The 13372-nt window shown below is 55.9% G+C and carries 11 protein-coding genes; all 11 read left to right on the top strand.

Annotated features, from left to right (window positions below; translation table 11 throughout):
• The first annotated feature begins 8 nt into the window (after window positions 1-8).
• From uppS to dnaE, 11 genes are read left to right on the top strand one after another with little or no spacing between them, the layout of a single operon-like run.
• Complete coding sequence (gene uppS / locus CFI10_RS16060; RefSeq protein WP_206836351.1) at window positions 9-773, top strand: polyprenyl diphosphate synthase; 765 nt, start codon at window positions 9-11, stop codon at window positions 771-773.
• Window positions 767-1570, top strand: coding sequence for a phosphatidate cytidylyltransferase (locus tag CFI10_RS16055; RefSeq protein ID WP_206836347.1), 804 nt, complete (start codon window positions 767-769; stop codon window positions 1568-1570). Before uppS ends, CFI10_RS16055 begins: the two co-directional genes overlap by 7 nt.
• 10 nt (window positions 1571-1580) lie before the next feature.
• Window positions 1581-2939: a sigma E protease regulator RseP gene (gene rseP / locus CFI10_RS16050; RefSeq protein WP_206836344.1), complete on the top strand. Its 1359-nt coding sequence runs from the start codon at window positions 1581-1583 to the stop codon at window positions 2937-2939.
• 50 nt (window positions 2940-2989) lie between these two features.
• Window positions 2990-5278, top strand: a complete 2289-nt coding sequence (gene bamA, locus CFI10_RS16045; RefSeq protein WP_206836340.1) for an outer membrane protein assembly factor BamA — start codon at window positions 2990-2992, stop codon at window positions 5276-5278.
• A gap of 9 nt (window positions 5279-5287) precedes the next feature.
• Window positions 5288-5782, top strand: coding sequence for an OmpH/Skp family outer membrane protein (locus CFI10_RS16040; RefSeq protein ID WP_091826883.1), 495 nt, complete (start codon window positions 5288-5290; stop codon window positions 5780-5782).
• Between the two features lie 9 nt (window positions 5783-5791).
• The gene (gene lpxD / locus CFI10_RS16035) at window positions 5792-6856 is read left to right on the top strand and encodes a UDP-3-O-(3-hydroxymyristoyl)glucosamine N-acyltransferase (protein WP_091826884.1); all 1065 of its coding nucleotides are present in this window, start codon (window positions 5792-5794) and stop codon (window positions 6854-6856) included.
• Entirely contained in the window at window positions 6843-7280 is a 438-nt protein-coding gene (fabZ, locus tag CFI10_RS16030) for a 3-hydroxyacyl-ACP dehydratase FabZ (RefSeq protein ID WP_091826885.1), read from the top strand. The genes lpxD and fabZ overlap by 14 nt, the downstream gene beginning before the upstream one ends.
• 2 nt (window positions 7281-7282) lie before the next feature.
• Window positions 7283-8053: an acyl-ACP--UDP-N-acetylglucosamine O-acyltransferase gene (lpxA, locus tag CFI10_RS16025; RefSeq protein WP_175527647.1), complete on the top strand. Its 771-nt coding sequence runs from the start codon at window positions 7283-7285 to the stop codon at window positions 8051-8053.
• Between the two features lie 8 nt (window positions 8054-8061).
• Window positions 8062-9222, top strand: coding sequence for a lipid-A-disaccharide synthase (gene lpxB, locus CFI10_RS16020; RefSeq protein ID WP_206836337.1), 1161 nt, complete (start codon window positions 8062-8064; stop codon window positions 9220-9222).
• Window positions 9209-9817, top strand: a complete 609-nt coding sequence (gene rnhB / locus CFI10_RS16015; protein WP_206836332.1) for a ribonuclease HII — start codon at window positions 9209-9211, stop codon at window positions 9815-9817. The genes lpxB and rnhB overlap by 14 nt, the downstream gene beginning before the upstream one ends.
• The gene (dnaE, locus tag CFI10_RS16010; protein WP_091826889.1) at window positions 9810-13307 is read left to right on the top strand and encodes a DNA polymerase III subunit alpha; all 3498 of its coding nucleotides are present in this window, start codon (window positions 9810-9812) and stop codon (window positions 13305-13307) included. Before rnhB ends, dnaE begins: the two co-directional genes overlap by 8 nt.
• The last annotated feature ends 65 nt before the right edge of the window (window positions 13308-13372 follow it).

The raw sequence follows: 13372 nt of genomic DNA, 5'->3' as shown, positions 1-13372 counted from the left end.
GGATCTGCATGGCTGTTGAGCACCAATTGACGATACCTCCGGGGCGCTCACTGCCCCGTCACATCGCCATCATTATGGATGGCAATAACCGTTGGGCCAAAGAGCGGCGACTGCCGGGATTGGCAGGGCACAAGGCTGGTGTGGACAGTGTGCGTGCTGTCATTGAGTGCTGTGCCGAACAGGGTGTGGAAGCGCTGACGCTGTTTGCGTTCAGTAGCGAGAACTGGAAGCGGCCTGCCGTTGAGGTCAGTGGGTTGATGCAGCTCTTCATGCTTGCGCTCAAAAATGAGGTGCGCAAGCTGGCCCGTCACAATATCCGACTGCGGGTTATCGGTGATCTTTCGCGCTTCAGTCCGGAACTGCAGGCCCTGATTCGCAAGGCTGAAGCCGAAACCGCTTCCAATACTGGGCTTGCGCTCAATATTGCCGCCAATTACGGTGGTCGTTGGGATATTGTATCGGCCGCCCGTTCTCTGGCACAGCGCTGTCTTGAGGGGGCGTTGTCACCTGAGCAGATCGATGAGGAATTGTTTACTCGTCAGCTTTCATTGGCAGAGTTGCCGCCGCCGGACCTGTGCATACGCACCGGTGGAGAGCAGCGCATCAGTAATTTCCTGATCTGGCAGCTGTCCTACACTGAACTCTATTTTACCGACTGCTTCTGGCCTGACTTTGATAAGCGGGAGATGCTGGCGGCGCTGCAGTCCTATCTCACTCGTGAGCGTCGTTTTGGTAGAACCAGTGAGCAGGTGGGGGCTGATAATCAGTGTTGAAACAGCGTGTTTTGACGGCGCTGGTGCTGGCTCCTCTGGCATTGGCGGCTGTTTTTCTGTTACCGCAGGCGGCCTTTGAAATCGTGCTGGCTGTGGTTTTCCTGTATGGCAGCTGGGAATGGGGCAACCTGTGTCGGCTGTCTCTGTTTTCTCGGTTTGTTTATCTTGCCTTGCATGCCGTGGTACTGACTGTTGTGGCATTCGTTCCGGGCAGTCAGTCGGTGGCTGTCGTGCTTGCCCTGCTGTTTTGGTCGGTAGCGCTGCTGTTGGTGAAAGGATATCCGGCAACGGCAGGCTACAGCCGAGTACCGTTCAGGTTGATGATGGGATTGCTGGTGCTGGTGCCGGCCTGGTACGCCATTTCTGCTCTGCGTGCGGGTGAAAACGGCCTGACGCTGCTGCTGATGCTTCTTGTTCTGGTGTGGGGGGCTGATATTGGAGCCTACGTGGCTGGCAAGACCTGGGGGCGTCGCAAATTGCTGCCCGCAGTCAGTCCAGGCAAAACCCTTGAGGGAGCTGCTGGAGGTCTTGTGGCTTGTGTCCTGACGGGTTTTGGCTTTGCCGTTTGGCTGGAACTAAGCCTGATTGCATCGGTCACTCTGATGTTGCTGTCATTGTTGACGGGTATGGTGTCAGTGCTGGGTGATCTACTGGAAAGCATGCTCAAGCGTGAGCGCGGCATCAAGGACAGCGGTCAGCTTCTGCCGGGGCATGGCGGTGTGCTTGATCGTATCGACAGCCTGACGGCCGCGGCACCCGTATTTTTTGCGGGTCTTTATTTTGTGACAGGGGTCTGAAAACGACATCATGAGCTTGCTGCAGACGATTCTGGCTACTCTTGTGACACTTGGGTTGTTGGTCACCATACATGAATGGGGGCATTTCTGGGTGGCGCGCCGCTGTGGTGTCAAGGTGCTGAGATTCTCGGTCGGCTTCGGCAAGCCCCTCTGGATGCGTGTGGGGCGTGACGGCACTGAGTACACCATTGCAGCCATTCCTCTGGGCGGATATGTCCGCATGCTGGATGAGCGCGAAGGGGATGTTCCAGAGTCATTGCGTGCTCAGGCCTTCAATAACAAACCTGTACTACAGCGCATCGCCATTGTCGCAGCCGGGCCGCTGGTTAATTTGTTGTTTGCGGTCCTTGCCTACTGGTTTTTGTTTATTTACGGAGTTTCATCGGTCGTACCGGTGGTAGGTGATGTACGTCCAGACTCACCAGCCGCTTCCGCAAATGTGGAGTCCGGTTATGAGGTGCTGGAGGTTGATGGCAATAGCGTTCGCTCATGGAGTGAGGTGAACCTCAGGCTGGCGGCGCGGGTGGGTGAAACCGGTCGTGTTGAGTTGATGCTGGGCGAGCCTGCACGTGGCTATGCTCGAAGCTATTCGGTGCCAATAGAGCGCTGGGATGTTGATCTTGAGCGCGAGTCGCCGGTCACCGCTCTTGGGCTTATGCCGTGGCAACCGGAAATACCGGCCGTGATCGGCTTGCTGACTGAAGACGGTCGTGCCGGGGCTGCCGGCATTCAGGTCGGGGACCGTGTGCTGAAAGTTGACGGTGAGCCGGTGGCGGACTGGATCGAGCTTGTGCACAAGGTTCAGGCAGCGCCTGAGCAGCCGCTTGAACTCATGCTTGAGCGCGAAGGGCGTATCGTCACGTTGACTGTGGTACCTGCCACCAGGGCACTGCCTGATGGACGATCGCAAGGCTATATCGGTGCTGGAGTGTCTCCTGTTGAATATCCCGAGTCAATGCAGCGCACCCTGAGTTATGGTCCAATTGAGGCACTTGTGGCGGGTGTCGAAAAAACGGGCCAAATGATCGGTCTGACTCTGGATGCCATCGGCAAGATGATTGCTGGGGTGATCTCGGTAAAAAACTTGAGTGGTCCGATAACCATTGCTAAAGTGGCGGGGACTTCGGCTGCGTCAGGTCTGGAGTCGTTTGTCAGTTTTCTGGCCTATCTGAGTATCAGTCTCGGCGTGCTCAATTTGTTGCCGATACCTATGCTTGATGGTGGACACCTGCTCTATTACGCGGTCGAGCTGATTCGAGGGCGACCAGTCAGTGAGCGGGTTCAGATGCTGGGTCTGAGGATCGGCATGGTGTTGCTGTTCAGCTTGATGGCACTGGCGATACTCAATGATCTGGCACGGCTGTTCTGATCTGCGCCAGTTTTTCCTATCAGTCGATAACCTAACGTAAGAAGTAGTGCATGAAACGCAAACTGGGTCTGTTTTTCGTATCGATGCTATGGATGGTGCAGGCGCAGGCGGCTGCATTCCCCTTCGAAGTGAACGATATTCGTCTGGAAGGGTTGCAAAGGGTTGAGCCCGGCATCGTATTCCGTAATTTTCCTGTTACAGCCGGTGATGAGCTGACACGCTCCCAGTTGTCGGATGCGGTCAAGGCATTGTTTCGGTCGGGCTATTTTGCAGATGTGCAGGTCGAGCGTGATGGTGGTGTGCTGGTTGTACGCCTGCAGGAGCGGCCATCTGTTGCGCTGATTAATATTGATGGCAATAAGGTCATTAAAAAAGAGGATCTCCTGAACGGCCTTAAGCAATCAGGGCTGCAGGAGGGCGACGTGTTCCGTCGCGCTGCGCTGGATCAGATCAGCCAGGATCTGTTGCGTGTGTATACTTCTCAGGGGCGCTACGGTGCCGATATTCAAACCGAGGTTGAGCCTCTTTCAGGCAACCGGGTACAGTTGAATATCAATATTCGCGAAGGCCAGGTTGCCTCGATTCAGCATATCAACATAGTGGGTAATACAGTTTTCAGTGATGAAGAACTGACTGACCTGTTCTCATTAAAGTTGCCCAACTTCTGGTCCTTCTACAAAAAAGATGATCGCTATGCCCGGGAAAAACTGACCGGCGACCTTGAGCGTTTGCGTTCCTGGTATCTGGATCGCGGCTATATCAACTTTGAGATCGATTCGACACAGGTTTCCATTACACCGGACAAGAAGCACGTCTATATCAGTGTTGCCATCACCGAAGGTGAGCAGTACTCAGTGCGTAATGTGAGTGTGGCCGGCGAAATGGTGGTACCTCAGGATGTGATGCTGGGTGAGCTGAGTGTTAAGTCGGGAGAGGTTTTTTCTCGCAAGGATATGACTCAAAGCCAGGAGCGTCTGGTTCGCCTGCTTGGTGATGAGGGCTACATGTTTGCCAATGTAAGCCCCGTGCCGGAGCTGCATGAAGACAACACCGTATCCATTCGTTACTTTATTGAGCCCGGCAAGCGTACCTATGTTCGTCGTATCGCGATCAAGGGCAATACCCGCACTGCGGATGAGGTTATCCGGCGGGAGCTGGAGCAGATGGAAGCCGGTATCGCATCTACTCGGGATATCGAGCGCTCTCGTACCCGTTTGGACAAGACCGGTTACTTCAAGACCGTCAATGTTGAAACGCGTCCGGTGCCCGGTACGGATGACCAGGTTGATATTGAGTACAGTGTCGAAGAGCAGCAGTCGGGTCAGTTCTCGGCCAGTATCGGCTTCTCTCAGAATGACGGCATCATTATTGATCTCGGCGTGCAGCAGGACAATTTCCTGGGCAGTGGCAAGAAAATCGGCTTCAACGTTTCCAACAGTTCGACTCGTACCGAGTACAGCTTCAACTACCTGGATCCCTATTATACGTTGGATGGGGTGAGCCGCGGCTTTAACGTTTACTACCGTGAGCGCGACTACGAAGAAGACGATATCAGCTCCTATACGGCGGATGAAGCGGGAGGTGGTATTACCTTTGGCTATCCCATCGATGATTTCCAGCGTTTGAGCTTCAGCGGTGATCTCGAATTCATCCAGCTCAACACTTACCCCCAGACCGCAACTGAGGTTAAGGACTTCATTGACGATGAGGGTGACTCCTTCTTTAACTGGAAGCTGACCGCTGGCTGGAGTGATAACCGTCTTAACCGTGGCTTTTTCCCAAGCCGCGGCTATTCTCAGGGTGCCAGCTTCGAGGTGGCCGTGCCGGGCAGCGATTTGACCTATTTTCGTGCCAACTACAACAACCGTTTTTACAAACCGCTGGATGAGGATGAGACCTGGATCTTCGCTCTGCGCGGGCGTGCTGGCTATGGCGACAGTTGGGGAGATAACCAGTATCCGTTCTTCAAAAATTTCTATGCCGGCGGTCTTAAAAGCGTGCGAGGCTATTCCAACAACTCGCTGGGTCCACAGGATTCCAATGAAGATCCCTTTGGCGGCAACCTGATGCTAGCCGGCAGTGCCGAGTTTATTTTCCCGATGCCATTCCTGGACGATAAGAGTGCCTGGCGCAGTCTGGTATTCATGGATGCCGGTAACGTCTACTCTACCGGCAGTGGTGCGGATGTGGACTTGGGTGATCTGCGTTATTCGGTCGGTGTGGGCGTCAGCTGGCTGACGCCTATTGGTCCTCTGTCCGTGTCACTGGGCATGCCACTGAATGACAAGGAAAATGACGATACCGAAGTGTTCCAGTTTGCACTCGGTCAGACTTTCTAAGGAGATATCATGAAGTTTGCTGCACAACTGTTTACTGCTGTCTTATTGGCGTTCAGTAGCCATGCCATGGCCGAGAAAGTGGCTGTACTGGGTGTGGAAGAAGCCTTGCTTAACTCCAATGCCGCAAAAAACTTCCGCGAAGAGCTGAAAAAGGAATTCGCGGATGACGAAAAGCAGCTTGTCGCACTCGAGAAACAGGCCCGCGAACTAAGAGAAAAACTGCAGAAAAACGCAGGTCTTGCCTCTGAAGACGATATCAAACAGATGCGGATGCAGTTCCAAAAGGCATTTGCCGAGTACCAGCGTCGTGGCCAGGAATTGCAGCAGAAGCGTGGAGAGCGCGAGCAGGCATTTATTGCCGAGATGCGCCCGCGCTTGGATAAAGCGATTCGAGAACTGATAGAAGGTGAGAATTTTGAAGTGGTGATCTCCAAGCAGGCGACTGTTTACAGTGCCAATAGTGTAGATCTCACGCCAAGAGTTATCGAATTGCTGAACAAGTAATACGCACCTATGGTATCGACTGCCCGCTATACTCTGGGAGATCTTGCGCAGCGATTGGGCGCAACGCTGCAGGGTGGGGACCCCAAAGCGGGCATTGTGACTCTGGCAACCCTGAATTCGGCTGGCCCAGGTGAGCTGTCGTTCTTTGCCAATCCCCGCTACCTGAGGCAATTACAGCACACTTCCGCCGAGGCTGTGCTGGTGCGGCCCGAGCAGGTCGGCCACTGCCCGGTAGCCGCGCTGATCGTTGATGATCCCTATTTTACCTTTGCCAAGGCCAGTCAGTTGTTTGACTGGCGCTCTCCAGTATCCCCGGGTGTTGACAGTACTGCCGTTATTGCCGACTCGGCCCGACTGGCTTCCGGTGTGGAAATTGGTCCCTACGTGGTGATTGGCGAGAATGTGGAGATTGCATCCGGCGTCAGTGTGGGTGCCGGTACAGTGATCGGACGCGACTGTCAGATTGGGACGGGTTGTCGGCTTGAGGCGCATGTCACGCTTTATCCCAACGTGACCCTGGGTGAGCAGGTTCTGATTCACAGTGGAGCCGTTCTGGGCAGTGATGGTTTCGGTTTTGCGCGCAACCAGCAGGGCTGGGAGAAAATTTGCCAGCTTGGCGGAGTGGTGATTGGTGACAGGGTCGAAATCGGTGCAGGTGTCACGATTGATCGTGGTGCGTTGGATGACACTCGGATCGAAGCGGGTGTGAAGCTCGATAATCAGATCCAGATAGCCCACAACGTGATCGTTGGTCGGGATAGCGCCATTGCAGGCTGTACCGCCGTAGCCGGAAGCACTAAAATTGGCGAGCGCTGTACCATCGCCGGAATGACCGGTATCACCGGTCATCTTGAAATTGCTGATGACACCCATGTGACTGCCATGTCACTGGTCAGCAAGTCCATTACCCGGCCGGGGGCCTACTCCTCTGGTACAGGGCTTGAACCGCATCAGCAATGGAAGCGCAATGTGGTCCGTTTCCGTCAGCTGGATGATCTGGCACGACGTGTGCGCAGAATCGAACAGGCTGTCGAACAAATTTCTACTGAAGGTCAAAATAATGATGGACGTTAAAGAGATCCGGAAATACCTGCCCCACCGTTACCCCTTTCTGCTGGTGGACCGGGTCTTGGCTCTTGAGCCAGGTGAGTCAATCACCGCTATCAAGAATGTAACAGTAAACGAGCCCTTCTTTAACGGCCACTTTCCCGATCATCCGGTGATGCCAGGTGTACTGATTGTGGAAGCGATGGCGCAGGCCGCCGGTATCCTGGGTTTCAAGACCATGAACAAGGGACCGGAAGACGGGTCGATCTATTACTTCGTCGGTGCCGATAACCTGCGCTTTAAGCGCCCGGTGGTGCCAGGGGACCAGCTGCAGCTGGAAGCGAAGGTGGTTTCCGAGCGTCGCGGTATCTGGAAGTTCGATGTGCGCGCCAGCGTCGATGGCGAAACCGTCAGCAGCGCCACCATTCTTTGTGCAGACAGAAAGGTGTGACATTGATTCACCCGCAAGCCATTGTCGACCCATCGGCCCGTCTGGCCAGTGATGTTGAAGTCGGCCCCTGGACGTTGATTGGTCCGGATGTGGAGATTGGTGCCGGCACGCGCATCGCCTCACATGTGGTGATCAAGGGGCCAACCCGTATTGGTGAAGGCAACCGGATTTTCCAGTTCTCGACTGTGGGTGAGGACTGCCAGGACAAAAAGTACCGGGGTGAGCCAACTCGGCTGGAGATTGGTGATCACAACGTGATACGTGAAGGTGTCACGATCCACCGAGGTACAATTCAGGATGCGGGTATTACCCGCATCGGCAGCCACAACCTGTTGATGGCCTATGCCCATGTAGCCCATGACTGCATCGTGGGTGATCACGTGATTCTGGCCAATAATGCGGCATTGGCCGGGCATGTGCACGTGGGTGACCATGCCATTTTGGGCGGCTTCACGGCTGTGCATCAGTTTTGTCATATAGGTCCGCATGTAATGTGCGGTGCCGGGACGGTAGTGCTTAAGGATATACCGGCCTATGTAATGGCCAGTGGCAACAGTGCGCGTCCCCACGGAATCAACCTTGAAGGACTGCGCAGGCGTGGTTTCTCAACCGAGGCGCTGGCCATTTTGCGGCGCGCCTACAAGGCAATCTATCGTCAGGGGCTGACTGTTGATCAGGCGCTTGAGACGCTTGAAGCCATGGCATCTGAAGAACCTTCAGTACGTGCTCTGATCGATTCGCTGCAGACGTCCAGTCGCGGCATTATCCGCTGAGGTTATCGATGCACCCCTTGCGGATCGGCATCGTTGCAGGTGAAGCATCCGGGGATATTCTGGGTGCTGCCTTGATCTCGGCCCTGCATCAGCGTAATCCCGACATCCAGTTTGAAGGTATCCCCGGCGAATTGATGCAGCAGCAGGGCTGCGCCGAGCTGTTTCCGCTTGAACGCCTTTCGGTGATGGGTCTGGTTGAGGTATTAGGTCGGCTGCCGGAGCTTTTGCGTGCGCGCAAGCGTCTGATTCGTCATTTTATCGATAACCCGCCCGATCTGTTCATTGGTATCGATGCACCCGATTTCACCTTTGGTATGGAAAAGGCATTGAAGCAGGCGGGGATTCCAACGGTGCATTATGTCAGCCCGTCAGTCTGGGCCTGGAAGCGCAAGCGGATCTTCAAGATCAAGCAGAGCACGGACCTGTTGCTGACCCTGTTCCCGTTTGAGGCAGAGGTGTACGCACCCACCGGACAGAATCTGCGCTTTGTCGGCCATCCGTTGGCTGATCAAATACCGGCTGACCTGGATCTTGAACGTGCCCGTCAGCGCTATGGCCGTGACCGTGCCGATCAGGGGCCATTGATCGCTCTGCTGCCCGGCAGTCGCGGCTCGGAATTGAAATATCTGGCCGAACCCTTCCTTGAAACGGCGCGTTGGCTGGTACAGCAGCGTCCGGAGGTGGAGTTTATTCTGCCGGCGGCCAATCAGCGCCGCTATGAACAATTGGCGCAGCAGGTACAGCAATATCCCGAGCTGAATCTGAAACTGGTACTGCAAGGCTCTCGTGAAGTGATGGCGCTGGCCGATGCGATTCTGATCGCTTCAGGTACGGCCACGCTTGAAGCCTGTCTGCTACAGAAGCCAATGGTGGTGGCGTACAAAATGGCTGGCCTGACCTACTCAATCTATTCGCGCATGATCAAGAGCCGCTGGATCTCGCTGCCCAATGTGCTGGCACAGGAGGAGATGGTACCGGAGGTGTTGCAGGGCAGGGTGACGCCTGAGGTGCTTGGACCGCTGCTGCTGCGTGCGCTGGAAGATCAGGCCTATCGAAACCGCGTTGAGCAAACTTTTGCCGCTATTGGCACTGAGCTGCGCTGCAATGCCAGTGAGCGTGCCGCTGATGCCGTGCTGGAACTGTTGGAGACCCGCCATGCACAACACTGAGATTATATTTCGCCCCAGCGGTTTGATCGCGGGTGTGGATGAGGTCGGTCGCGGCCCGCTGGTGGGGGATGTGGTGGCGGCGGCCGTAATTCTGGATCCGGAACGTCCCATTGAAGGGCTGGCCGACTCCAAGAAACTCAGCGAAAAACGTCGGGAGCATCTGTACGAATTGATCCGCGAGCGTGCCCTGGCCTGGTGTGTTGCCAAAGCCAGCCCAGCTGAAATCGATGAATTGAATATTCTGCATGCCACCCTGTTGGCGATGCAACGCGCCGTGGCCGGACTCAAGGTCGCACCCGATTATGCACTGATTGACGGTAACCGCTGCCCGGTGCTGTCTTGCCCGGCGGAGCCTGTTGTAAAAGGTGATGCCCGTGTGGCCGAAATCAGCGCAGCCTCGATTCTGGCGAAGGTTGAACGGGATCGTCAGATGCAACAGCTGCATCTGCAATTCCCTGAATACGGCTTTGCACGACACAAGGGGTACCCGACGCCCGAACACCTTGAAGCGCTGTCCCGGCTGGGTGCGCTGCCTGAGCATCGACGCAGTTTTCGCCCGGTGCGAGAACAATTGAACCGAGAGCCCCATGTCTGATCCACGCTTTGTCCATCTTCGGGTACATACCGAATATTCACTGTTCGACGGTCTGGTCAGAATCAAACCGTTAGTGGCCGCCGCAGCGGCGCAGAAAATGCCGGCCGTTGCTGTCACTGATCAGACCAACCTGTTTGCCTTAATCAAATTCTACAAGGCGGCATTGGGCGCTGGCGTCAAACCGATCTGCGGTGTTGATCTATGGGTACAAAACCCGATTGAGCCCGAGGGTGAGCCCTTTCGGCTGACCCTGCTGGTACGTACAGGCAAGGGTTATCGCAACTTGATGGAGCTGGTATCCCGCGCCTATGCCGAAGGGCAGAATATTGACCCTGAGCGTGCGCTGGTCAAGGTGGAGTGGATACGGGAAAAGGCTGAAGGCCTGATTGCCCTGTCCGGTGCGCGTCAGGGCGAGATAGGCCGGGCGCTGCTATCCGAAAGCGGCAATGCCGAAGCAATCCTCGACAGCTGGCGTAAGGTCTTTCCGGACAGTTTTTACCTTGAAGTTCAGCGTACCGGACGCTCAGGTGATGAGGCGCTGGTGCATGCCAGTGTTGAACTGGCGGCAAGAACGGGCTGCCCGCTGGTGGCCACCAATGAAGTGATGTTCCTTAAGCAGGATGACTTTGAGGCCCATGAGGCTCGGGTGTGTATCAACCTGGGTCGCACTTTGGATGATCCGCAACGACCGCACAATTACTCCGATCAACAATACTTCCGTTCCGCTGATGAGATGGCCGAGTTGTTCAGTGACATTCCCAGTGCACTGGAAAACACGGTCGAGATCGCTCGGCGCTGCAACATCGAGCTGGAACTGGGAACGTACTACCTGCCGCGCTACCCCGTGCCGGAAGGGATGTTGATGGATGACTACTTCCGTCAGGTGTCTTGGGAAGGTTTGGAGGAACGACTGGCATTTCTGCTCGACAAGGATGCGCCGGACTATCAGGAGCGGCGCAGGCCCTACGAAGAGCGGTTGGAGTTTGAGCTGGATATCATCATTCAGATGGGTTTTCCCGGCTACTTCCTCATAGTGATGGACTTCATCAAGTGGGCCAAGGAAAACGGCATTCCGGTAGGGCCGGGGCGCGGCTCCGGTGCCGGTTCTCTGGTGGCCTATGTGCAGAAGATTACCGATCTGGACCCGCTGGAATATGACCTGCTGTTCGAACGCTTCCTGAACCCGGAACGTGTGTCCATGCCTGACTTCGATATCGATTTCTGCATGGATAACCGTGACAAAGTGATTGACTACGTGGCGCGCACCTATGGTCGCGACGCGGTATCGCAGATCATCACCTATGGCACCATGGCCGCCAAGGCGGTGGTACGTGACGTCGCACGTGTACAGGGCAAACCCTTCGGTCTGGCTGACCGCCTCTCCAAGCTGATCCCGTTTGAAGTGGGGATGACTCTGAACAAGGCCTGGGAGCAGGAGGAAACTCTGCGCGACTTCGTGAATGGCAGCGAAGAAGCGCAGGAAATCATGGAGATGGCCTACAAGCTGGAAGGCGTCACCCGCAACGTCGGCAAACATGCCGGCGGTGTCGTGATTGCGCCCACCAAACTGACCGACTTCTCCGCCACCTACTGTGACGAATACGGTCAGGGTTTGGTGACCCAGTTTGACAAGAACGATGTGGAAGAAGCGGGTCTGGTGAAGTTCGACTTTCTGGGCCTGCGTACACTGACCATCATCGACTGGGCGTTAGACACCATCAATCGTAAGCGCAGGAAAACCGGCGAAGCCGCGCTTGAGATCGAAACCATCGATCTGGAAGATCCTGATACGTTTAAGCTGCTGCAGAGTGCCCAGACCACTGCGGTGTTCCAGCTGGAATCCAGCGGCATGAAGGATCTGATTCGCCGTCTTTTGCCAAACCGGTTTGAGGATATCATCGCGTTGGTGGCCCTGTTCCGTCCGGGGCCGCTGCAATCGGGGATGGTGGACGACTTCATCAACCGAAAGCATGGCCGTGCTCCACTGGCCTGGCCGCACCCTGATTACCAGCTCGACAGCTTGCAGCCTGTACTGGAGCCTACCTACGGCATCATCCTGTATCAGGAGCAGGTGATGCAGATCGCCCAGGTGATGGCGGGTTACACCCTTGGCGGCGCCGACATGCTGCGACGTGCAATGGGCAAGAAAAAGCCCGAAGAGATGGCCAAACAGCGCAGCATCTTCCTGGAAGGGTGTGCCAATCAGGGAATCGACAAGGACCTGGCGGGCAATATCTTCGATCTGGTGGAAAAATTCGCCGGTTACGGCTTCAACAAGTCCCACTCGGCGGCCTATGCGCTGGTGTCCTATCAGACTGCCTGGCTGAAGCAGCACTACCCTGCTGCCTTCATGGCCGCCGTGCTCTCGTCCGATATGCAGAACACCGACAAGGTGGTGATCTTCATCGAAGAGTGTCGTCAGATGAAACTGACGGTACGTCTGCCGGACGTGAATGACAGTGAATACATGTTCACCGTCAACGACGCCGATGAAGTGGTGTATGGCCTCGGAGCCGTTAAGGGGGTGGGTGAAGGCCCGGTGGAAGCTATCGTGCGTGCCCGTCAGGAAGGGGGTGCCTTCCGTGACCTGTTTGACTTCTGTGAGCGGGTGGGGGCAGGCAAACTCAACAAGCGAGTGCTGGAGGCGCTGGTGAGGTGCGGCGCACTGGACAGTGTGGGCCCTTCGCGTGCAGTTCTCTGGGATGCGATTCCGGCCGCATTGAAGGCGGCCGATCAGAGTGCGCGCAACGAAGATGCCGGCATGATGGACCTGTTCGGCGCGGTGGAGGCTGAAGCGCCCTCGGACCCCTATGCCGAGTTTCACAAGGCGCGTGACTGGACCGACAAGGAGCGCCTGCAGGGCGAAAAGGATACGCTGGGGCTCTACGTTACTGGTCATCCGATCGATGAGTATGAAGCGGAGCTGAAACATCTGGTCAGTCGTAAGCTGGTGGAGATTCAGCCAGATCGTGGTCGCAGCCAGAAGATGGCCGGTCTTGTTGTCGACATGCGGCTGAAGAAGACCAAAAAGGGCGATAACCTCTGTTTCCTGACCCTGGACGATCGCAGTGCGCGGCTTGAAGTCACTCTGTTTGGTGATACCTATGAAGAAGCCCGCACCGTCATCAACAAGGACGCGGTTCTGGTAGTAGAAGGCGAAGTGGTACAGGATGACTACAATGGTGGGCTCAAGGTACGCTGTAATCGAGTGCAAAGCATGGCTCAGATACGTGCGGCACAGGCGCGCTGTGTTGAAGTGCAGTGCGATACCCGCCAGCTTGGGCCGCGCCAGTTACGACAGCTGGCTGATACTCTGGCGAAGGGGCGTAGCCCGCTGATCAGCCTGTCCGTGGCGCTGAGGTACCGTCGTGAAGACGCCGAGGCACGGGTCTGGCTGGGCAGTGAGTGGTCCGTCTCGCCGACTGATGAGCTGCTGTTGCAGTTGAAGGAACAGTTCGGTAACAAGGCTGTGCGCCTGTGTTATGACTGATGGGGTGGTGATCCACCCGCGCAACCGTTAAAATCGTGCAATTATTCAGTGCCCCCGGGCCCCAT

This window comes from Marinobacterium iners, assembly GCF_017310015.1.
Lineage (GTDB): Bacteria > Pseudomonadota > Gammaproteobacteria > Pseudomonadales > Balneatricaceae > Marinobacterium > Marinobacterium iners.
The sequence above is the reverse complement of the archived record's forward strand: the minus strand, read 5'-3'. Positions and strand labels throughout refer to the sequence as shown.

Excerpts from the sequence above, each read along its gene's own strand:
- fabZ (WP_091826885.1), top strand. The coding sequence starts at position 6,843 with ATGATGGACGTTAAAGAGATCCGGAAATACCTGCCCCACCGTTACCCC.
- lpxB (WP_206836337.1), top strand. The coding sequence starts at position 8,062 with ATGCACCCCTTGCGGATCGGCATCGTTGCAGGTGAAGCATCCGGGGAT.
- rnhB (WP_206836332.1), top strand. The coding sequence starts at position 9,209 with ATGCACAACACTGAGATTATATTTCGCCCCAGCGGTTTGATCGCGGGT.
- CFI10_RS16040 (WP_091826883.1), top strand. The coding sequence starts at position 5,288 with ATGAAGTTTGCTGCACAACTGTTTACTGCTGTCTTATTGGCGTTCAGT.
- bamA (WP_206836340.1), top strand. The coding sequence starts at position 2,990 with ATGAAACGCAAACTGGGTCTGTTTTTCGTATCGATGCTATGGATGGTG.
- uppS (WP_206836351.1), top strand. The coding sequence starts at position 9 with ATGGCTGTTGAGCACCAATTGACGATACCTCCGGGGCGCTCACTGCCC.
- dnaE (WP_091826889.1), top strand. The coding sequence starts at position 9,810 with ATGTCTGATCCACGCTTTGTCCATCTTCGGGTACATACCGAATATTCA.
- rseP (WP_206836344.1), top strand. The coding sequence starts at position 1,581 with ATGAGCTTGCTGCAGACGATTCTGGCTACTCTTGTGACACTTGGGTTG.
- lpxD (WP_091826884.1), top strand. The coding sequence starts at position 5,792 with ATGGTATCGACTGCCCGCTATACTCTGGGAGATCTTGCGCAGCGATTG.